We start from the raw sequence: 19,792 nt of genomic DNA on the forward strand, positions 1-19,792 counted from the left end.
CCAATTATGAGTGGTCAGTGACTCCACATAACGGATAAGGGGTGCGCCGTTTTTTTGTCTGCAACGCGCGTCAATCGACCTTGGCGATATAGCGGGCCAGGGCGAGGAAGGCGCGAACCGCCTCGCTCTTCGGCCCCTCTTCCCCACGCAGCTTCGCATAACGGCGCAGGATCGCGCGCGTCTCGATATGCAGGTCCTGTTCCGTGTCCGGCGAGGCAACCAACGCCATGCGCGCCATTTCCCCCTGCGGACGCGCGGTGCCCTGACCGATGCACAGGTAGACCTTGTGCGCGTTGTGCGCGGTGATGTGGTCGAACAGGTAAAGCATGGAGTTGACACGCAAACCCGTCTCGTCACGGATATGGCGCAGCAAGGCCTGCGAACGCAGCTCGCCGCGCTCGGCACGGCCGCCGGGCAAGGCAAAACGCCCCCCCAAGGGCGCCGTCACCAGCACGCCGTCAGGCATCTCGACGATCGCCGTCGCCCTGCGGATCAGGGACGGGGACAACTGGCGCTCGGGTCGTGTTTCTCTATGTGTATGCATGGATTCCAAAATCAGTTCGAACGATCTGCCAATGGGGACGCACCCCGATTCCGACAATCAACGATTGTATACAGCGCAAGCATCGCGCTCAAATGCATTCCCACATCGCAAGGCAAACATGCATAAGGGGAAACCCGCTACGGCAGGCTCGCAAGGCGCAGGCCAACCACACTTGCAAAAGCCCGGCCAGGCCGGGCTTTTGCATGGGACGTAACCGTGCCACTTCCGGCACGGCCGGCCCGTCCTTACACCAGCGCGGCAATCAGCGCGTCGCGCACGGCGTCGACAGCCTGGGTACCGTCGATACGCACATACTTGGGCGCGCTCGCGTCGCCGCCGGCGGCCATCTTCGAATAGAAGCCGACCAGCACTTCGGTCTGTTCATGGTAGACGTCGAGACGCTTCTTGACGGTTTCGGCCTTGTCGTCCTCGCGCTGGATCAGCGCTTCGCCGGTCTCGTCATCCACGCCCTCGGCCTTGGGCGGGTTGTACTTGACGTGGTAGGTGCGGCCGGACGCCACATGCACGCGACGGCCCGACATGCGGTCGATGATGGCCTCGTCCGGTACGTCGATCTCGACCACGTAGTCGATAGTCACACCGGCGGCCTGCATCGCCTCGGCCTGCGGGATGGTGCGCGGAAAGCCGTCGAACAGGAAGCCGTTCGCGCAGTCCGCCTCGGCGATGCGCTCCTTGACGAGACCGATGATGATGTCGTCACGAACCAGGCCGCCCGCGTCCATGATCGCCTTCGCCTCGAGGCCCAGCGGGGTGCCGGCCTTGACCGCGGCACGCAGCATATCGCCGGTCGAGATCTGCGGGATGGCGAATTTTTCGCAAACATACTTGGCTTGGGTGCCCTTGCCGGCGCCCGGTGCGCCCAACAAAATCAGTTTCATGGTCTGTGACTCCGTGTCTGGATAAGGGTGTTCAGTTTGTCAGGATGGCACGCACCCGCTCGAGGTCGGCAGGCGTGTCGACCCCCGCCGCAGGCGCCTCGTCAACGGTCACCACCGCGATGCGGTGGGCATGCCAGAGCACGCGCAACTGCTCGAGCGCTTCGAAAGTCTCCAGCGGGGACGGCGACAGCGTAGCGTAGACGGACAAGAATCCCGCCTGGTAGGCGTACATGCCGATATGCCGCAACGCCGGCAGACCGGCTGGCAGCATGTCCGTGCGTTCGGCAAACGCGTCCCGGGCGTAGGGAATGGGCGCCCGGCTGAAATAAGCGGCAAGGCCGTCCTGATCGAGGACAACCTTCACGACATTCGGATTAAAGAAATCGGCCGCCGAGTCGATCGGGTGCGCCATGGTCGCCATCGGCAGCTGCGCAGAAGCCAGCGCACCGGCCAAGCGGTCGATCAGGGCGGGTTCGATCAGCGGCTCGTCACCCTGCACGTTGACGACGACCGCGTCGGCGGACAGCCCAAGACGGGCAACTACCTCGGCCAGCCGGTCGGTGCCGCTCGCGTGATCTTCCCGGGTCAGCATCGCCTCGACGCCATGCGCCGCGCAAGCGTCGACAATTTCCTGATGATCGGTCGCGACCACTACCCGCGCGGCGCCGCTTTGCGCGGCACGCTCGGCGACCCGCACGACCATCGGCTTGCCGGCGAGGTCGGCCAGCGGCTTGCGCGGCAGGCGGGTGGACGCCATGCGCGCCGGGATGACCACGGTAAAACTCATTGACCGACCTCTTCGTCGGCCGGCAGCTCGCGTGCCTCGCTCTCCAGCATCATCGGGATGCCGTCGCGGATCGGGAACGCCAGGCGATCAGGCTTGCAGATCAGCTCTTGCGCGTCCTTGGCGTAGACCAGAGGCCCCTTGCACAGCGGGCAGACCAGGATTTCAAGAAATTTTGCGTCCATTCGCGTCTCTTAATTTCAGTTGCGCGGCGATCCACCGGGCAAGGTCGGGCGACAGCCTCGCCCTGACCGGCAAAGCCCATAGTCTAGCATGATTGATGCCCTGCAATTTGACGGCATCCTTGGTGGTCACCACCAAGGCGTCGGCGCGTGGCAGGTCCGCCGCAGTGAAGGCATGGTGATCCGGAAAGGCCAGCGTCGCATCGCAACGCAAGCCCAGCGATTCGAGCGTCGAGAAAAAGCGCTCCGGGTGGCCGATGCCGGCCAGGGCGACGACACGTTCGCCGGAAAAATCGGCCGCCCGGCGCCGGTTGCCAGGCACTCCCACTTCGAAAAATTCGCCGGCCTCGAGCGTCATCGTGAAGCGCGGCACGCCCTGCACTTCAGGCAGCGGCCCCGTCGCTTCGCCGTTGACCACCAGCGCGTCGACCCGGCCCAGGCGCGAGGCGCGCTCGCGCAGCGGCCCGGCCGGCAACAGGCAGCCGTTACCGAGGCCGCGCGCGCCATCCAGCACGGCCAGCTCCAGGTCACGCGCAAGCCTGTAATGCTGCAGCCCGTCGTCGGACAGGATCAGGTCAAGCCCGGGGTGGGCAGCCAACAATAAGGCGGCAGCCGCGACGCGGTCGCGCCCGGTGGCAACCGGCACGCCGCTTTGCGCGAACAGCAGCGGCTCGTCGCCGACTTCGCTGGCCGTATCGCCCGCACGCACGAGGCAAGGTTCGCGGCGCGAGCCGCCATAGCCGCGGCTGACGACGCCCACGCGCAGACCCATGGCCTGCAGGGATTCGATCAGGGAGAGGGTCAGCGGCGTCTTGCCGACGCCACCGACGTTGATATTGCCGACCACCACCACCGGGCAGGACAGGCGCACCTGACTCAAGAAGCCGACCCGGTAGGCCATACGGCGCACGCCGCTCGCTAGAGCGAACAAGGCCGAGAGCGGCCACAGCAGGACAGCCAACCACGGACGCGGCGCGTACCAGTGGCGTTCGATCACACCCGCCACCTAGCCTCCCGCGTCGGTACGCGTCGCGAAGGTCAGCTGGGTCAGCCCGGCCTGTCGGGCGGCCTCCATCACGTTGACGACCCACTGATGCTCGGCGCGCGCGTCGGCGCTGATGACCACCACCGGGTTCTGCCTGCCGCTCGCGTCCGCCTGCAAGAGCTCGGTCAGCTGTCCAAGCGAAGGCTTGGCAAGGCGTGTCTTGCCCACGACCACTTCGCCGCCGGCGCTGACCAGCACGTCCATCTCGGCGCTCTTTTGCTCGGCCGCGCCAGAGTCGGCCGTCGGCAGGTTGACCTCGATCTCCGAGTAGCGCGAGTACGTCGTCGTCACCATCAGGAAAATCAGGATCACCAGCAACAAATCGATCAAGGGGATGAAGTTGATCTCGGGTTCGTCCCGCTGCTGTCCGCGTCTGAAGTTCATCGCCGTTTACCCGCCGCTCCTCAGCCCCTGCACGGCCTCGACCAAGCGGATTGCCTGCGCCTCCATCTCGACCAGCAGGCTGTCGACACGGGCGCGGAAGTAGCGGTAAAAGATCATGCTGGGAATCGCGACGATCAGGCCGAAGGCCGTGTTGTAGAGCGCGACCGAGATGCCGTGCGCTAACTGCTGCGGGTTGGTGCCGGTCGGCGACTGCGAACCGAAGATCTCGATCATGCCGATCACCGTCCCCAGCAGACCGAGCAGGGGCGACATCGCCGCAATGGTGCCCAGCGTGGTCAAATAGCGTTCGAGTTCGTGCCCGACCAGACGGCCTTCGTCTTCGATCGCCTCCTTCATCACTTCTCGCGAACGCAAGGCGTTACGCACACCGGCGGACAGCACCCGCCCCAGCGGCGAATGCGCGGCCAGTTGCTGCACCAGCGCCTCGCTAGGACCCGACGTGCGGCAGGCGGCAATCGCGTCATCGGCAAGCCCCGCCGGTGCGATACGGGAAGCCCGCAAGGTGAACAGGCGCTCAAGGATGATGGCAAGAGAGATCACCGACGCGGTGATAATGGTCCAGATCGGCCAGCCGGCAGCCTCGATAATCGCCCACACAGAGTGTTCTCCAACGCTTGTCCAAGCGCTAGACTCTAGCCGCGAACGCCGACAACGGCAAGCCGGCAAGGACAAACGGGAATAAGGGCCAAAGATGCGGAGCTTGCACCGGCCAGAATCGGCGGCAGGAATTCGCCGCAAGCCACTGTGGCAAAAGCATTTTTCCGATGCATCCACAAATTCTGTGGATAACAATGTGCACAAAACGGCGTAAAGGCTGATGCAGCAAGCGTTGCAGCTGCCTTGCACACAATTGCGTCAACCCGGCAAGCCATTGATTTTATTGGGCCAACCCCCCCGCTGACGGTCCAGGCAAGCGAAAAACGTCTTGTCCGACAATTGAAACCCGCCAACCCCGCCCCTGTGGATGACTTGACAAGCATGCTTTTTACCGACCAGAGCGCAGACATCATCAGCGTCAGCACGCTCAACCGCATGGCGCGCAGCCTGCTGGAAAACGGCCTCCCGCCGCAGTGGATAGGCGGCGAGATCTCCAACCTGACGCTCGCGGCCTCCGGCCACGCTTACTTTTCGCTGAAGGACGCCAGCGCACAGGTGCGCTGCGTGATGTTCCGCCAGCGCTTGTCGCGGCTCGCGTTCACCCCGCGCGAGGGCATGCAGGTCGAGTTACGGGGGACGGTCACCCTGTACGAGGCACGCGGCGACTACCAGATCGCCGTCGACACCATGCGCGAGGCAGGCCTCGGCCGCCTGTTCGAAGCGTACGACCGGCTGCGCCGCCGCCTCGCCGAGGAAGGGCTGTTTGACGAGGCACGCAAGCGTGCACTGCCGTCTCACCCCAGGGCGATCGGCATCGTTACCTCGCCGGCCGCCGCCGCGCTGCGCGACGTCGTCACCACCTTGCGCCGGCGCATGCCGTCGATTCCGCTGGTGCTTTACCCCACGCCAGTGCAGGGCAGCGACGCCGGCCGCCAGATCGCGCAGGCGATCGCCACGGCCAGCCGGCGCGGCGAAGTGGACGTGCTGATCGTCTGCCGCGGCGGCGGCAGCATCGAGGACTTGTGGGCCTTCAACGAAGAGGCCGTCGCGCGCGCGATCGTCGCCTGCCGGATCCCGGTGGTCAGCGGCGTCGGCCACGAGACCGACACCACCATCGCCGACTTTGCCGCCGACCGCCGCGCGCCCACGCCGACCGCGGCGGCCGAACTAGTCTCGCCCAGCCGTGACGCGATGCAGTTCCAGTTGGAGCGCAGCCGCCGCGCGCTGATCCGCGCGCTCTCCCGCCTGATCACCGACAAGCAGCAGCGGCTGGACTTCTGCGCCCGCCGCCTCGCCCACCCGGGCGAGCGCATCCGCGCCCAGCACCGCCAACTCGAACAGGCCAACAGCCGGCTGCGCTACCTGATCCACGCGAGGCTCACGCTTGCCCGCTCGCGCAGCGACGCACTGGCCAAGCGCCTGCGCAGGCCCGACCTGGCCGCCCGAGCCGCCCGCCTGCGGGCGCTGGAGACGCACCTGGCACAGCACGCCACGGCAGCTGGCTCGGCGCGGCAACTGCAGCTGGCCCGGCTCGAGGCCGCGCTGGAAGCGATGAACCCGCACGCCGTGCTGTCGCGCGGCTATGCGATCGTGCGCAACGACCACGGCGAGACCGTGCGCGGCGTCGAACAGCTGAGCAACGGCGAGCACGTGACGCTGCAACTGGCCCACGGCGAGGCTGGTGCACGGATCGAACTGGCGCGCGGCGCGCAGGGTCAGCTCCCGTTCTGACGGTCAGTAGGCTTGACATTGGCATTGCGCTTGGCGACGATGGCCGCTTGTTAAAACGGCCGTTTGAACCATGCGTATCACCCCATCACTCTTCAAGACCCTGATCAACCTGTGGCCGCCCTATCTTGGTGCCGGCATCCGCGTGGGCCATATCGGCCACGACTGGCGCCGGGTCGAGGTGAAGATGAAGCTCGGCCTCGCCAACCGCAACTACGTTGGCGTCCACTTCGGCGGCAGCCTGTACTCGATGACCGACCCCTTCTTCATGCTGATGCTGATGAAGGCGCTGGGTCGCGACTATATCGTATGGGACAAGGCCGGCAGCATCGACTACCTGAAGCCCGGCAAGGGTACCGTGCGCGCATTGTTCAGCATCGACGACGCGCTCATCGAGCGCATCAGGGCCGAGACCGCGCACGGCGACAAGACGCTGCCGCAACTGAGCGTGGAGGTGAAGGACGAGCAGGGCGAGGTGGTCGCCCGCGTGCACAAGACGCTTTATGTGAGGCGCAAGCAGGAAAAGAAGGAAAAACAGGGCCGCCCGGATTAGGCGTTTATACGACATGCACGACCCGGGCGGTGGCGGCGGGCCGAATGCAGGCGACCGTAAAGGCCGCCCGGAAATTTACGCGAAGAAGGCTTAGTCGCCGAAACCGCAGAACACTTCGCGCATCATCTTGAGCACCTCGAGCGTGCGGATGTCGCCCACCCGGTAGTACACGCGGTTCGCGTCCTTGCGGGTACGCAGGACGCCCTTGTCCCGCATGATCGCCAGGTGCTGCGAAATATTGCTTTGCGAGGTCCCCACCTTGTCCACGATATCCTGCACGCTCACTTCCTGGTCCTCGAGGACGGAAATGATCTTGAGCCGCAGCGGATGGGACATGGCTTTCATCGCACGCGATGTCTGCTCAATCTGATCGTCGTTAAACAGCAAGGTATTTCTCCGGTAGCGGTATTTTTATCTGGATACAGCGATTTTGTTTACAATAATACCGATCTCGGCAGTTAGCATCAAGAAGCTCTAATATTCTGAACGTATACCAGACATGCGCGCACAAACTCCCGTTCTTCTGCTGATTCTCGACGGATTCGGCGAACGCTCCGACAGCGAGCACAATGCGATCCATCACGCCCACACCCCCAACCTCGACCGGCTGCGCAAAACTTACGCCTTCGGCACCATCGACGCCTCCGAAGGTTACGTCGGCCTGCCCGGCGGCCAGTTCGGCAACTCCGAGGTCGGCCACCTGAATATCGGCGCCGGCCGCGTCGTCCAGCAGGACATCAGCCGGATCGACACCGACATCGAGGCAGGCCGCTTCGCACTCAACCCGGTGCTGAGCGAAGCATTCGCCAAGAGCCGCGGGCACACGCTGCATGTGCTGGGCCTGCTCTCCGACGGCGGCGTGCATAGCCACGAGGCGCATCTCTTCGCGCTGCTGAGCGCGGCGCAGGCCGCCGGCGTCGAGCGCGTCGCGCTGCACGCCTTCCTCGACGGCCGCGACACCCCGCCGCGCAGCGCGGCAACCTACCTTGCGCGCCTGGACAAGGTGCTCGCCGGCTGCCCGGCGGCACGGCTCGCCACCGTCAGCGGCCGCTACTGGGGCATGGACCGCGACAAGCGCTGGGAGCGCGTCGAACCCGCGTACCGGTTGATCGTCGACGGCGAGGCCGCGCTTACCGCGAACAGCGGGCTGGATGCACTCGACGCGGCGTACGCGCGCGGCGAGAACGACGAATTCGTGGCGGCAACGCGTATCGGCGAGCCCTGCCCGGTCATGGACGGCGACGTCGTGCTGTTCATGAACTTCCGAGCGGACCGCGCCCGCCAGCTCACCCAGGCGCTGACCGACCCGGCGTTCGACGGCTTCCAGGCCCGCCAGCCCAAGCTCGGCTTCTTCGCGACGCTCACCAGCTACGGCGAAGCCTACCCGAACCCGGTGCTCTACCCGCCGCAGACCATCCGCAACGGCTTCGGCGAGTACCTGGCCGCGCAGGGCCTCGCCCAGTTGCGCATCGCCGAGACCGAGAAGTACCCGCACGTCACCTATTTCTTCAACGGTGGCGAAGAAGCGCCCTACCCGGGCGAAGAACGCATCCTGGTGCCCTCACCCAAGGTCGCCACTTACGACCTGCAGCCCGAGATGAGCGCGCCGCAGGTCGCCGCGCATATCGTCGACGCGATCGCCAGCGGCCGTTTCGACGCGATCGTCTGCAACTTCGCCAACGGCGACATGGTCGGGCACAGCGGCAACTTCGACGCGGCGGTGAAGGCGGTCGAGGCACTCGACATCTGCGTCGGCCAGTGCGTCGACGCCATGCTCGCAGCCGGCGGCGAAGTGTTGATCACCGCGGATCACGGCAACTGCGAGGAAATGTTCGACCACGCGCACGAGCAGCTGCACACGCAGCATACCCTCAACCGGGTGCCCTTCCTCTACGTCGGGCGCAAGGCGCGCATTAGCGCCGGCGGCTCGCTGCGCGACATCGCGCCGTCGCTGCTCGCGATGATGGGCCTATCCCAACCCGCGGAAATGACCGGCCGCTCGCTGATCGAATGGCAGTGAAGACCCCGGGCAGACTGCACGTCGTGCTGCTGGCGCTGGCGCTGGCGACGGCCACCGCCGGCGCCAACACGCCGCAGCTCACGCCGCACCAGCAGGACCTGAGCTCGGTCCGCAAGGAAATCCGTTCGCTCAAGCGCGACATCGCGCAGAAGGAAGCCGACCGCAAGGAAGCGCAGGATGCGCTGCGCGAATCCGAGCGCGCGCTCAAGGCCACCCACCAGGCGCTGGGAGAACTCGCGCGCAAGCGGAAGGATTCCGGCGCGCGCCTCGCCGAGCTGACCCGTGAACTCGAGGCGACCCGCGACAGCACGCTGGACCTGAAGACCCGCATCGCCGACATCCTGCGCCGCCAGTACCGCGGCGGCCACCACGACGCCCTGCGCCTCGCGCTGAACGAGGGCGACCCCAACCGCAACGCGCGCGACCTCGCCTACTACCGCCATATCGCGCGCGCGCAGCAGGCGCTGGTCGCACGCCTGCTCGAACAGGAACAGGCACTCGCCCAACTCGCCGACGAGATCGGCCGGGAGCTGGCGCGGCTAGGCTTGCAAAGCCACCTCGCCGAGAGCCAGCAGGACAAGCTGCAGCAGGCGCGCGAAGAGAAACAGCAGGAAACCCAGGCGCTGACCAGCGAGATCCGCAGCAAGCAAGGCACGCTGACCAAGCTGCAGCAGGACGAGCGCCGGCTGAGCAGCCTGATCGCGCAGATCAACCGCCAGATCGAGGCGCAGCGCCGCGAGGCGGCGAGAAAGCGCGCCGAGGAACGCAAGGCGCGCGAACTTGCGCGCCAGCAGGAAAACGCGCGTCGCCGCGAACTGGCCGCCGAGGCCAAGCGCCAGGGCAAGACCCTGCCCGCCGAGCAGACCCGCCAGATCGCGGCCGAGCCGGTCGACAGCGTCGCCGACGCCAGCCTGTCGGGCAAGGCCTTCCGCAGCCTGCAAGGAAGGATGAAGCTGCCGGTCGCAGGCTCGCTCGCCGGCCGATACGGCTCGGCCCGCCAGGAAGGCAGCAGCTGGAAGGGCCTGTTTATCCGCACCACGCCCGGACAAGCCGTACGCGCGGTGGCCGACGGCAACATCGTCTACGCGGACGCCTTGCGCGGCTTCGGCAATGCTGTGATCATCGATCACGGCGGCAACTACATGACCGTCTACACGGGTCTTTCCAGCATCGGCCGCAGCAGCGGCCAGCGGGTGAGCGCAGGTGACCCGGTCGGCCTGACCGGCTCGCTCGACAGCGGCGAAACCGGTCTTTACTTCGAATTGCGCCATATGGGTCGCCCGATCAATCCGCAAAGCTGGATGCGTTAAGTCCGGCACCGAGATTACAGATGAAAAAATTCTCCCTCAGCAAGATCGCCCTCGTCACCGCCGGCGCCTTCGCCGGCGCGATGCTGACGGTCAGCCTGCAGGCCGTCGCGGACAAGAGCCAGCCCTCGCCGCTGCCGCTGAACGAGCTGCGCACGTTCGCCGAGGTGTTCGGCCGCATCAAGCAGGACTACGTCGAACCGGTCGAAGACAAGAAGCTGATCAACGACGCGATCCGCGGCATGCTCACCGGCCTTGACCCGCACTCGGACTTCATGGACGAGGAGGAATTCAAGGAGTTGCGCGAAGGCACGCAGGGCGAGTTCGGCGGCCTGGGCATCGAGATCGGCGCCGAAGACGGCCTCGTCAAGGTGATCTCGCCGATCGAGGACACCCCAGCGCAGCAGGCCGGCATCAAGAGCGGCGACTTGATCATCAAGATCGACGACACCCCGGTACGCGGCCTGAGCCTGACCGACGCCGTCAAGAAGATGCGCGGCAAGCCAGGCAGCAAGGTCACGCTGACCGTCGCGCGCAAGACGGAGGCCAAGCCGCTCGTTTTCACGCTGACCCGCGCGATCATCAAGACCCGGAGCGTCAAGTCGCGCATGCTCGAGCCGGGCTACGGCTACGTGCGCGTCGCCCAGTTCCAGGAGCGCACCGCCGAGAACCTCGCGCAGGCGCTAGACACCCTCTACAAGGACAACAAGGCGCCGCTCAAGGGCCTGGTGCTCGACCTGCGCGACGACCCGGGCGGCCTGCTCAACGGCGCGGTCGGCGTCGCGGCGGCCTTCCTGCCGAAGAACACCCTGGTCGTCTACACCGAAGGCCGCACCGAAGACGCCAAGATGCGCCTGAACGCGCTGCCGGAAAACTACCTGCGCCAGGGCGAACGCGACTATCTGGCCCGCCTGCCCGCGGGCGTGAAGGAAGTGCCGCTGGTCGTACTCGTCAACGCGGGCAGCGCCTCGGCGTCCGAGATCGTCGCCGGCGCCCTGCAGGACCACAAGCGCGCGGTCGTCGTCGGCACCCAGACCTTCGGCAAGGGCTCGGTGCAGTCGGTGCTGCCGCTGGCCGGCAGCGGCGGCATCAAGCTGACCACCGCCCGCTACTTCACGCCGAACGGCCGCTCGATCCAGGCCAAGGGGATCACCCCCGACGTCGAAGTCGCGGAGAGCACCGTCAACGGCGTCAGCAACCCGCTGCGCGTGCGCGAGGCCGACCTCGACCACCACCTGGCCAACCCGCAGGACAAGGGCGGCGCCGCAGTCGGCGGCAAGCCGCAGCCGGCCACCGCGCCCGCCCCAGGCGGCACGGAGCCGGACAAGCCGGCCGCGCCCGCCAAGGACGACAAGGGGGCCGGCAACGACTACCAGCTCTCGCAGGCCTTGAACATCCTCAAGGTTCAGCAGATATTGATGCAGAAGCAAGGCAAGAACTGAGGGCGCCCGGGTGCGCCCGGAAGGGCACAGCCATGAATACGACCGGACTCTACAAGTGCAGGACGCTGGCCCTGGCCGACGCACGCGCGGTGAAACTCGCCGCCGCGCAGCTGTCGGCCGATGGCTACGCCTGCCTTGCCCTGCCCGCGATGCACCGGCTGGTCGTCTCGTACGCGCTGCCCGAGCGTACCCTAGAACGCGCCCTCGCACTCATCGCGCCGCATGACCTGCTGCCGCCGCCAGGCTCGCTGCAGGCCTGGCACCTCAAGCTGATCCGCTTCGCCGAAGGCGTGCAACTCTCCAACCTCGACACCCCTGTCCCCGACACCAAGGGGCGGCAGGCGTTTTCGCGGATCTACCAGCAACATCCGCACGGCGACCACGACGACACCCCCGAAGAGCTGCGCCGCGAGCGATAGCCCAATGACATTACGGCGGGCTTCCTGCTAACCTTGCTGTTTTCCGTCGACCCATGGGGACAGCCGGATGCTGCAACCCGAATTCGTGCTGGCCTTCCGCGAGGCGGCACCGTATATCAACGCCTTCCGCGGCAAGACCTTCGTCGTCGCCGTCAGCGGTGAATGCCTTGCCGCCGGTGACTTCCCCCGCCTCGCGCAGGACCTGAACCTGCTGGTAAGCCTGGGCGTACGCATCGTACTGGTACACGGCATCCGTCCGCAGATCGACGCGCAACTCGCGCTCAGGGGCGTCGAGCGGCGCTTTCACGCTCGCCGCCGCATCACCGACGCGCAGACCCTCGCCTGCGTGAAGGCAGCGATCGGCGAGGCACGCCATACGCTGGAGGCGCAGCTGTCGATGGGCATGCCCAACTCGCCGATGCACGGCGCGCACCTGCGCGTCGCCAGCGGCAACTTCGTGATCGCCAAGCCGCTGGGCGTGCTCGACGGCGTCGACATGCAGTACTCGGGCCAGGTGCGCCGCATCGACGCCAGCGCGATCGCGAGCAAGCTCGAAGGCGGCGAACTGGTGCTGCTCTCGCCGATCGGCTACTCGCCGACCGGCGAGGCCTTCAACCTGACCATGGAAGAGCTCGCCTACCACAGCGCACTCTCGCTGGGCGCCGAGAAGCTGATCTTCATGGTCGGCTCGGCAGGGCTGATCGACCGCGGCGGCCAGTTCCACGGCTCGATCACGACCGACGAGGCGCGCGCGCTGCTCGAGGAAGGACTCAGGAGCGACGAGGTCGCCACCTGCCTGCCGTGGGCGATCCGCGCGACCGAAGACGGCGTGCGCCGCGCCCACCTGGTCGACGGCAACGAGGACGGCGCCTTGCTGGTCGAACTGTTCACCCATTACGGCAGCGGCACCATGATCGTGCGCGACGAGCTGGTGAAATTGCGCGAGGCGAACATCGACGACATCGGCGACCTGCTGGCGCTGATCGGCCCGCTCGAGGAACAAGGCGTGCTGGTGCGGCGCAGCCGCGAACACCTGGAGATGGACGTCGACCACTTCACGCTGCTCGAACATGACGGCAAGGTGTTCGGCTGCGTGGCGCTCTACCCCTTCCCGGACGAGCGCATGGGCGAGCTCGCCTGCCTGGTGGTCGCCCCCGAGCGGCGCGCCAGCGGCTTCGGCGACAAGCTGCTTGCGCATGTCGAGAAGCGTTGCCGCGCGTCGGGCATCGACACCCTGTTCGTGCTGACCACACGTACCGCGCACTGGTTCGTCGAGCGCGGCTTCGAGGAAAAGCCGCCGGCCATCCTGCCGCGGCGCAAGCGCGAACTCTACAACGGCCAGCGCCGCTCCAAGGTGCTCGTCAAACCCCTGTAGATGCAGGGCGGGCATGGTTGGACGCGGCTTGCGGCTGTGACACAATACCGGTGTTACCCTCCGATACCCCGAAACAAGGATTTGTCATGGCAAGAATGGTCAACTGCGTGAAACTCGGCCGCGAGGCGGAAGGCATGGACTTCCCGCCGCTGCCGGGCGAGCTTGGCAAGCGCGTGTTCGAAAACGTCTCCAAGGAAGCGTGGCAAGGCTGGCTGCGCTACCAGACCATGCTGATCAACGAGAACCGCCTGAGCCTAGCCGACCCGCGCGCGCGCCAGTATCTCGCGCAGCAGATGGAAGCATATTTCTTCGGCCAGGGCGCCGAAGTACCCGCCGGCTTCACCCCGCAGGCCTGATCCTGCCGCGCGCCGGCTTGCCCGGCGCGCCCCTCCCTTCGCCTGCGCCCGCAAAAGACAAAGAAGAGACCATGAACACCCCTGCACAAGACCTGCTGCTCAACCGCGAACTGGGACTGATCGAATTCAACCGCCGCGTGCTCGCGCAAGGCGAGGACGAAACCCTGCCGCTGCTCGAGCGGCTGAAGTTCTTGTGCATCGTCTCGTCCAACCTCGACGAGTTCTTCGAGGTACGCGTCGCCTGGCTGAAGGACAACGCCCAGCACAACCCCGGGCGCATCCTCGCCGACGGCAACACGCCGGGCAGCACGCTCGAGCGCGTCACCGACGCCGCGCACAAGCTGGTCGCCGGACAGTACGCGCTGTTGACCGACGTGATCCTGCCCCTGCTTCGCGAGGAAGGCATCGTGTTCCTGCGCCGCCGCGAGTGGACGGCCGCGCAGCAGGCTTGGATCCAGGCCTTCTTCTTCCGCGAGCTGATGCCCATCCTGACGCCGATCGGCCTCGACCCGGCGCATCCCTTCCCCAAGGTGCTCAACAAGAGCCTGAACTTTGCCGTCGAACTCGAAGGACGCGACGCGTTCGGGCGCGCCTCGGGCATCGCCATCGTGCAGGCGCCGCGCATCCTGCCGCGGGTGATCCGCCTGCCGGCCGAGGTGTGCGACGGCAACCCGAACACCTTCGTGTTCCTGTCGTCCATCCTGCACGCGCATGTGCACGAACTGTTCCTCGGCATGACGGTGAAGGGCTGCTACCAGTTCCGCGTGACGCGCAACAGCGAGCTGACGGTCGAGGAAGAGGACCTGAAGAACCTGCGCACCGCCTTGCAGGGCGAATTGCGCCACCGCCAGTTCGGCCAGGCGGTCCGCCTCGAGATCGCCGACACCTGCCCTGCGCATATGGAAGAGTTCCTGCTCACCCAGTTCAACCTGCAGCCGCAGGACGTGTTCCGCGTGAACGGGCCGGTCAACCTGGTACGCCTGATGCAGGTCCCCGACCTTGTCGAGCGGCCGGACCTCAAGTTCCCCGCCTTCGTACCGTCGCTGCCGCTGGCGCTGCAGAACAAGGCCAACCTGTTCGAGGCGGTGCGCCAGGGCGATTTGCTGCTGCACCACCCCTACCAGAGCTTCCAGCCGGTGATCGACCTGTTGAACCTCGCCGCGATCGACCCGCAGGTGGTCGCGATCAAGATGACGGTGTACCGCACCGGCACCGACTCGGTGCTGATGGACTCGCTGATCGCCGCCGCGCGTGCCGGCAAGCAGGTGACGGTGGTGCTCGAACTGATGGCGCGCTTTGACGAAGAAGCCAATATCGGCTGGGCAAGCCGGCTGGAAGACGCTGGCGCGCACGTCGTGTACGGCGTGTTCGGCTACAAGGTGCACGCCAAGATGCTGATGGTGGTACGCCGCGAAGACGGCCTGCTGCGCCGCTACGTGCACCTAGGCACCGGCAACTACCATCCGCGTACCGCCCGCCTCTACACCGACCTGGGGCTGCTCACCTGCAACGAGGATATCGCCAGCGACGTCAACGACATCTTCGTGCAGCTCACCGGCCTCGGCCGTGCGAGCAAGCTCAAGCAACTGGTGCAAAGCCCGTTTTCCCTGCACGGCACCATGATGGCGGCGATCGCGCGGGAGGCCGAGCACGCCAAGGAAGGACGGCCGGCACGCATCATCGCCAAGATGAACGCGCTGCTTGAGCCGCAGATCATCCACGCGCTGTACCGGGCGAGCCAGGCAGGCGTCAAGATCCAGCTGATCGTGCGCGGCGTGTGCGCGCTCAGGCCCGGGGTACCCGGCCTGTCCGACAACATCACCGTGCGCTCGCTGGTCGGCCGCTTCCTCGAACACCCGCGCGTGTTCTACTTCTACAACGACCGCGCCGAGGACCTCTACATCGCCAGCGCCGACTGGATGGGACGCAACTTCTTCCGCCGCATCGAGACCTGCGTGCCGATTCTGGATGCCCGCATCAAGCGCCGCATCATCAAGGAAGCGCTGCGCCTTGGGCTGACCGACAACGTGAACGCGTGGGAGATGCAACCTGACGGCAGTTACCGGCGCAGGAGCGGGCGCGGCAAGGCCATGTGCGCGCAGCAGACGCTGCTCGCCGAATACGTGCGCCAGGGCTGAACAGGAACGCCGCCATGGACATGACGACGATAGGCTATCTGGGCGCGGCCCTGCTCGTACTTATCGGGCTCGCCGGGGTGGTCCTGCCCGCCCTGCCCGGCCTGCCGCTGATGCTCGCAGGCTTCGTGCTCGCCGCGTGGTTCGACCAGTTCCAGCACGCTGGCACGATCACGCTGGTGATCCTCGCGGCCCTTACGGCGGCGGGCATGGCCGCCGACTTCGTTGCAGGCTTGCTGGGCGCCAAGGCCTTTGGCGCCAGCCGGCAGGCCCTGTGGGGCGCGTTCGCCGGCAGCGTGATCGGGCTGTTCCTCGGCCTGCCCGGGCTGATCCTGGGGCCGCTTGTCGGCGCCAGCGTCGGCGAGTTCATCGCGCGCCGCGACGCATTGCAGGCCGGCAAGGTCGGCGTCGCGACCTTCGTCGGCTTTTTGATCGGCACTGCGGCCAAGGTCGGCTGCGCGCTGGCCATGCTGCTCGTGTTCGGCGGCGCCTGGCTCTTCTCCTGAGCGCCGCCTACGCGGCGACGCGCTGCAGGCGGTGCGCCATGCGGTCAACGAAATGGCGGCCGCAGGCGAGGCCCATCCGGTAATCATTCTCCAGCGCGTCCTGCGAGCTGCCCAGCACGTTGCTCGCCAACGGCACGCGCGGCGCGAGTTCGACCACGCACACCTGCGGCGGTGGCGCGTCGATAAACGCCTCGGCGTCGCAATACCCCTTCTTGTGGCGGATCATCACCTGCGCCATCTCGCCCAGACGGCCGCTCTCCGGCAGGCGTCCCTCGCCGCGCATCGGCTTTTCGCGGTGCGTGTACGGCACCGTACGGATCACCACGATCAGGTCGGCCCCCTGCTCGTACGCCGCGCGCACCGGCACCGCGTCGGCGACGCCGCCGTCCCAGTAGCGCCGCCCGTCCAGCTCGACCCCGCCGCGGTAAAACATGGGGATCGCGCTGGACGCCTTGATCGCCGGCATCCAGCCGCGCTGGCGCGGCGGCAGGTATTCCGCCTGCAGGGTGTCGACCCGGCTCGCGCACATCAGCAGTTGCCGCCCCTCCAACCGCTGCTCGGCCCGCTTGAGCTCCAGCGGCAACTCGCTCTTCGCGACTTCCATCAGCCAGTCCAGGTCGAGCAGGTGCCCGCCGCGGATGAAGCGCACCGGGCTGAAGAATTCCTTGCTGGTGGAAAAACGCGTGATCAGCGTGCGCGCGTAGCCACGCTGGGCGGCCGCGTACGCGGTCAGGTTCTGCGCGCCGGCCGAAGTGCCGATCATCAGCTGGAAGGGGAAGTAGTCCTGTTCGAGGAAGGCGTCTAGCACGCCTGCGGTGAAGATGCCGCGCTGGCCCCCGCCCTCGCACACCAGCGCGAGACGGTGGTACGGCAGGTAGCCGTTTTCGGCGGCACGGCCCGAAACACGGATATTGAACGGCATGAGGAGCGCTCCGGCAGATTCGTTTTTATCCGTACAGTTTAGACAGCGGGTACATCGCTGCAAAACGCGTAAAAACAAAAAACCCAGCCAAAGGCTGGGTTTTTCTTAATCTGGCGTCCCCACGGGGAATCGAACCCCGGCCGCCGCCGTGAAAGGGCAGTGTTCTAACCGCTAAACTATAGGGACTTTGGTGCACCCGGAGCGATTCGAACGCCCGACCCTCTGGTTCGTAGCCAGATACTCTATCCAACTGAGCTACGGGTGCGTTTCTGGCGGAGAAAGAGGGATTCGAACCCTCGATACAGGTTTAAGCCCGTATGCTTCCTTAGCAGGGAAGTGCCTTCGACCACTCGGCCATTTCTCCGTTCAGAGAGCCGCAATATTACAGGCGACCCTCTGATCCGTCAAGCGGAATTAATCAGAAATTTTCTGATCGAGGCCAAAAGCCTTGTGCAATACGCGAACAGCCAATTCCAGGTACTTTTCGTCGACGAGCACCGACACCTTGATCTCGGAAGTCGAGATCAGCTGGATGTTGATGCCCTCTTCGGCCAGCGTGCGGAACATGGTCGAGGCGACGCCGCAGTGCGAGCGCATGCCGACGCCGACGATGGAGATCTTGGCGACCTTGTCGTCGCCTTCCACCTTGGCTGCGCCGATATGGGTCTGCACGTCGCGCAGGATGGACAGCGCCTTGTTGTACTCGCCGCGCGGCACGGTGAACGAGAAGTCGGTCGCGCCGTGGTCGCCGACATTCTGGATGATCATGTCGACTTCGATATTGGCGTCGGCGACCGGGCCCAGGATCTGGTAGGCGATGCCCGGGCGGTCCGGCACGCCCTTGACGTTGATGCGTGCTTCGTTACGGTCAAAGGCGATCCCCGCCACTACGGCCTGTTCCATGCTTTCGTCTTCCTCAAACGTGATCAGCGTGCCCTCACCTTCGTCCTCGAAGCTGGAGAGCACACGCAGTCTTACCTTGTATTTGCCGGCAAACTCCACCGAACGGATCTGCAATACCTTGGAGCCCAGGCTCGCCATCTCGATCATCTCCTCGAAGGTGATCGTCTTCAGGCGGCGCGCCTCGGGCACCACGCGCGGGTCGGTCGTGTACACGCCGTCCACGTCGGTGTAGATCTGGCACTCGTCGGCCTTGAGCGCCGCGGCGAGCGCGACGGCCGAGGTGTCCGAGCCGCCGCGGCCCAGCGTGGTGACCGCGCCGTCCGCGCCGATGCCCTGGAAGCCGGCGACGATGACCACGCGGCCGGCTGCGAGGTCTTCGCGCATCGGACCGTCGTCGATGGCGGCGATACGCGCCTTGCCGTGCGCGCTGTCGGTCTCGACCTTGACCTGCCAGCCGCAGTAGCTCTTGGCGTCCAGGCCGATTTCCTTGAGCGCCATCGCCAAGAGGCCGATGGTCACCTGTTCGCCGGTGGCGATGACGACGTCGAGCTCGCGCGGATCGGGCTCTGCCTGGATTTCCTTGGCCAGCGCGATCAGGCGGTTGGTCTCTCCGCTCATCGCGGAGACCACGACGACCACGTCGTGCCCCTGTGCCTTCCACTTGGCGACACGTCGGGCGACGTTCTTGATGCGCTCGGCCGAGCCCACCGAGGTGCCGCCGTACTTTTGTACGATAAGTGCCATGCTGATTTATGTATTTAGGGTTAAATGTCGAGCTTCGATTCTGTCCATATATTTGTCCTAAAAGCAAGGCCACAGCCGCCCGCGCACAGGCTTTTTTTCGCGGCGCAGCAGCAGGGTTTTCCCTGACTGGATCACAGCAGCCGCTCGGGGTGGCTGTAGACGTTGGTACGCCCCGGGCGTACAAAGCCCGCCAGCGTCAGCCCGTGCCGGGTCGCCAGCTCGACGGCGAGCGAAGTCGGCGCCGACACGGCCGCGAGCAGCTCGACCCCGCAGCGCACGCACTTGTCGACCATCTCGTAGCTCGCGCGGCTGGTCACCAGCGCGAAGCCTGCACGCACGCCGGCGCGCGCGCGCCAGCCCAGCAGCTTGTCGAGCGCCACATGGCGGCCGACGTCCTCGAAGCAGGCTTCAAGCCCTCCGTCCACGCCGACCCAGGCCGCCGCGTGCGTCGCGCCGCACGCGCGCGCCATCGGCTGCGCGCCGTGCAGGGCCGACAGCGCCGGGTCGAACACGGCGCGCGAAAAGCGCTGCGTGAGCGCAAGCGTCGGCAAGGGCTGGAACAGGGCGTCAAGCTGCTCGACGCCGCACAAGCCGCAGCCGGTGCGTCCGGCCAGCTGGCGGCGGCGCGCCTTGAGCTCGGCAAAACGGCGGGCCGACAGCTCGACCCGCACCTCCAGCCCCCGGCAGGCCGGCTGAACGTCGACGTCGTACACCTCGGCCGCGTCGGCGGCGATGCCTTCGCTGAGGGTAAAGCCGAGCGCGAAATGCGTGAGGTCCTGCGGCGAGGCCATCATCACCGCGTGCGACAGCCCGTTGTACACCAGCGCGACGGGCGTCTCGACCGCGAGCGTGTCGTCGCACGACTGGTCCTCGGGCAGTCGCAAGATGCGCGACACAGCCAATATATCTGACATAAGGGAAATCCT

Annotated in this window: 21 protein-coding genes and 3 tRNA genes; 10 read left to right on the plus strand and 14 right to left on the minus strand. The window is 66.2% G+C overall.

All coding sequences use genetic code 11. The features are described 5' to 3' along the window. Positions 1-70 precede the first annotated feature (70 nt). The 7 genes from GZH52_RS13615 to GZH52_RS13645 form a co-directional block, all read right to left on the minus strand. Positions 71-544, minus strand: a complete 474-nt coding sequence (locus tag GZH52_RS13615) for an NUDIX domain-containing protein (protein ID WP_235844324.1) — start codon at positions 542-544, stop codon at positions 71-73. A gap of 245 nt (positions 545-789) precedes the next feature. Further along, the gene (gene adk, locus GZH52_RS13620; protein ID WP_163317128.1) at positions 790-1,443 is read right to left on the minus strand and encodes an adenylate kinase; all 654 of its coding nucleotides are present in this window, start codon (positions 1,441-1,443) and stop codon (positions 790-792) included. A 31-nt stretch (positions 1,444-1,474) separates the two neighbouring features. Then, complete coding sequence (kdsB, locus tag GZH52_RS13625; protein WP_163317130.1) at positions 1,475-2,230, minus strand: 3-deoxy-manno-octulosonate cytidylyltransferase; 756 nt, start codon at positions 2,228-2,230, stop codon at positions 1,475-1,477. Then, positions 2,227-2,412, minus strand: a complete 186-nt coding sequence (locus GZH52_RS13630) for a Trm112 family protein (protein WP_163317132.1) — start codon at positions 2,410-2,412, stop codon at positions 2,227-2,229. Before GZH52_RS13630 ends, kdsB begins: the two co-directional genes overlap by 4 nt. Continuing rightward, entirely contained in the window at positions 2,393-3,406 is a 1,014-nt protein-coding gene (gene lpxK / locus GZH52_RS13635) for a tetraacyldisaccharide 4'-kinase (RefSeq protein WP_163317295.1), read from the minus strand. The genes GZH52_RS13630 and lpxK overlap by 20 nt, the downstream gene beginning before the upstream one ends. A gap of 9 nt (positions 3,407-3,415) precedes the next feature. Next, entirely contained in the window at positions 3,416-3,838 is a 423-nt protein-coding gene (locus GZH52_RS13640; protein ID WP_136553461.1) for an ExbD/TolR family protein, read from the minus strand. Positions 3,839-3,844: 6 nt separating this feature from the next. Then, the gene (locus GZH52_RS13645) at positions 3,845-4,456 is read right to left on the minus strand and encodes a MotA/TolQ/ExbB proton channel family protein (RefSeq protein WP_163317135.1); all 612 of its coding nucleotides are present in this window, start codon (positions 4,454-4,456) and stop codon (positions 3,845-3,847) included. 381 nt (positions 4,457-4,837) lie between these two features. On the opposite strand from GZH52_RS13645, the gene xseA reads away from it, so the two are divergent. After that, positions 4,838-6,187 carry an exodeoxyribonuclease VII large subunit gene (xseA, locus tag GZH52_RS13650; RefSeq protein ID WP_163317137.1) on the plus strand — a complete coding sequence of 450 codons (1,350 nt, stop codon included), beginning with the start codon at positions 4,838-4,840 and terminating at the stop codon, positions 6,185-6,187. A gap of 70 nt (positions 6,188-6,257) precedes the next feature. After that, positions 6,258-6,737: a DUF4442 domain-containing protein gene (locus GZH52_RS13655; protein ID WP_163317139.1), complete on the plus strand. Its 480-nt coding sequence runs from the start codon at positions 6,258-6,260 to the stop codon at positions 6,735-6,737. A gap of 90 nt (positions 6,738-6,827) precedes the next feature. Here GZH52_RS13655 and GZH52_RS13660 read toward each other — a convergent pair whose 3' ends face one another. After that, positions 6,828-7,082: an ArsR/SmtB family transcription factor gene (locus GZH52_RS13660; RefSeq protein ID WP_203525769.1), complete on the minus strand. Its 255-nt coding sequence runs from the start codon at positions 7,080-7,082 to the stop codon at positions 6,828-6,830. A gap of 154 nt (positions 7,083-7,236) precedes the next feature. On the opposite strand from GZH52_RS13660, the gene gpmI reads away from it, so the two are divergent. The 8 genes from gpmI to GZH52_RS13700 all read left to right on the plus strand — a co-directional run bounded on the left by gpmI (position 7,237) and on the right by GZH52_RS13700 (position 16,297). Further along, positions 7,237-8,757 (plus strand): 2,3-bisphosphoglycerate-independent phosphoglycerate mutase, encoded by a 1,521-nt coding sequence (gpmI, locus tag GZH52_RS13665; protein WP_163317141.1) that lies wholly within the window; start codon positions 7,237-7,239, stop codon positions 8,755-8,757. Beyond that, positions 8,748-10,067, plus strand: a complete 1,320-nt coding sequence (locus GZH52_RS13670) for a murein hydrolase activator EnvC family protein (RefSeq protein WP_163317143.1) — start codon at positions 8,748-8,750, stop codon at positions 10,065-10,067. The genes gpmI and GZH52_RS13670 overlap by 10 nt, the downstream gene beginning before the upstream one ends. Positions 10,068-10,087: 20 nt before the next feature. Continuing rightward, complete coding sequence (locus GZH52_RS13675) at positions 10,088-11,506, plus strand: S41 family peptidase (protein WP_163317145.1); 1,419 nt, start codon at positions 10,088-10,090, stop codon at positions 11,504-11,506. A gap of 32 nt (positions 11,507-11,538) precedes the next feature. Then, a complete protein-coding gene (locus GZH52_RS13680; protein WP_163317147.1) occupies positions 11,539-11,925 on the plus strand; it encodes a hypothetical protein in 387 nt (128 codons plus the stop codon). A 67-nt stretch (positions 11,926-11,992) separates the two neighbouring features. Further along, the gene (gene argA / locus GZH52_RS13685; RefSeq protein ID WP_163317149.1) at positions 11,993-13,300 is read left to right on the plus strand and encodes an amino-acid N-acetyltransferase; all 1,308 of its coding nucleotides are present in this window, start codon (positions 11,993-11,995) and stop codon (positions 13,298-13,300) included. Positions 13,301-13,386: 86 nt separating this feature from the next. Continuing rightward, positions 13,387-13,656, plus strand: coding sequence for an oxidative damage protection protein (locus GZH52_RS13690; protein ID WP_163317150.1), 270 nt, complete (start codon positions 13,387-13,389; stop codon positions 13,654-13,656). Between the two features lie 17 nt (positions 13,657-13,673). Then, positions 13,674-15,794: a polyphosphate kinase 1 gene (gene ppk1 / locus GZH52_RS13695; protein ID WP_275405080.1), complete on the plus strand. Its 2,121-nt coding sequence runs from the start codon at positions 13,674-13,676 to the stop codon at positions 15,792-15,794. A 20-nt stretch (positions 15,795-15,814) separates the two neighbouring features. Then, entirely contained in the window at positions 15,815-16,297 is a 483-nt protein-coding gene (locus GZH52_RS13700) for a DUF456 domain-containing protein (protein WP_163317297.1), read from the plus strand. A gap of 7 nt (positions 16,298-16,304) precedes the next feature. Here the strand turns inward: GZH52_RS13700 and GZH52_RS13705 are convergent, their stop codons facing one another. The 6 genes from GZH52_RS13705 to fdhD form a co-directional block, all read right to left on the minus strand. Next, a complete protein-coding gene (locus GZH52_RS13705) occupies positions 16,305-17,219 on the minus strand; it encodes a patatin-like phospholipase family protein (RefSeq protein ID WP_163317154.1) in 915 nt (304 codons plus the stop codon). A gap of 111 nt (positions 17,220-17,330) precedes the next feature. Then, positions 17,331-17,405 (minus strand) — tRNA-Glu (locus tag GZH52_RS13710). 2 nt (positions 17,406-17,407) lie between these two features. Continuing rightward, a tRNA-Arg gene (locus tag GZH52_RS13715) sits at positions 17,408-17,484 on the minus strand. Positions 17,485-17,489: 5 nt separating this feature from the next. Beyond that, positions 17,490-17,583: transfer RNA gene (locus tag GZH52_RS13720), tRNA-Ser, on the minus strand. Positions 17,584-17,633: 50 nt separating this feature from the next. Then, positions 17,634-18,866, minus strand: coding sequence for an aspartate kinase (locus GZH52_RS13725; RefSeq protein ID WP_163317156.1), 1,233 nt, complete (start codon positions 18,864-18,866; stop codon positions 17,634-17,636). A 131-nt stretch (positions 18,867-18,997) separates the two neighbouring features. Beyond that, a complete protein-coding gene (fdhD, locus tag GZH52_RS13730; protein WP_163317158.1) occupies positions 18,998-19,780 on the minus strand; it encodes a formate dehydrogenase accessory sulfurtransferase FdhD in 783 nt (260 codons plus the stop codon). Positions 19,781-19,792: the final 12 nt, after the last annotated feature.

The sequence above is a fragment of the Crenobacter caeni genome (assembly GCF_010435965.1).
Classification (GTDB): Bacteria; Pseudomonadota; Gammaproteobacteria; order Burkholderiales; family Chromobacteriaceae; genus Craterilacuibacter; species Craterilacuibacter caeni.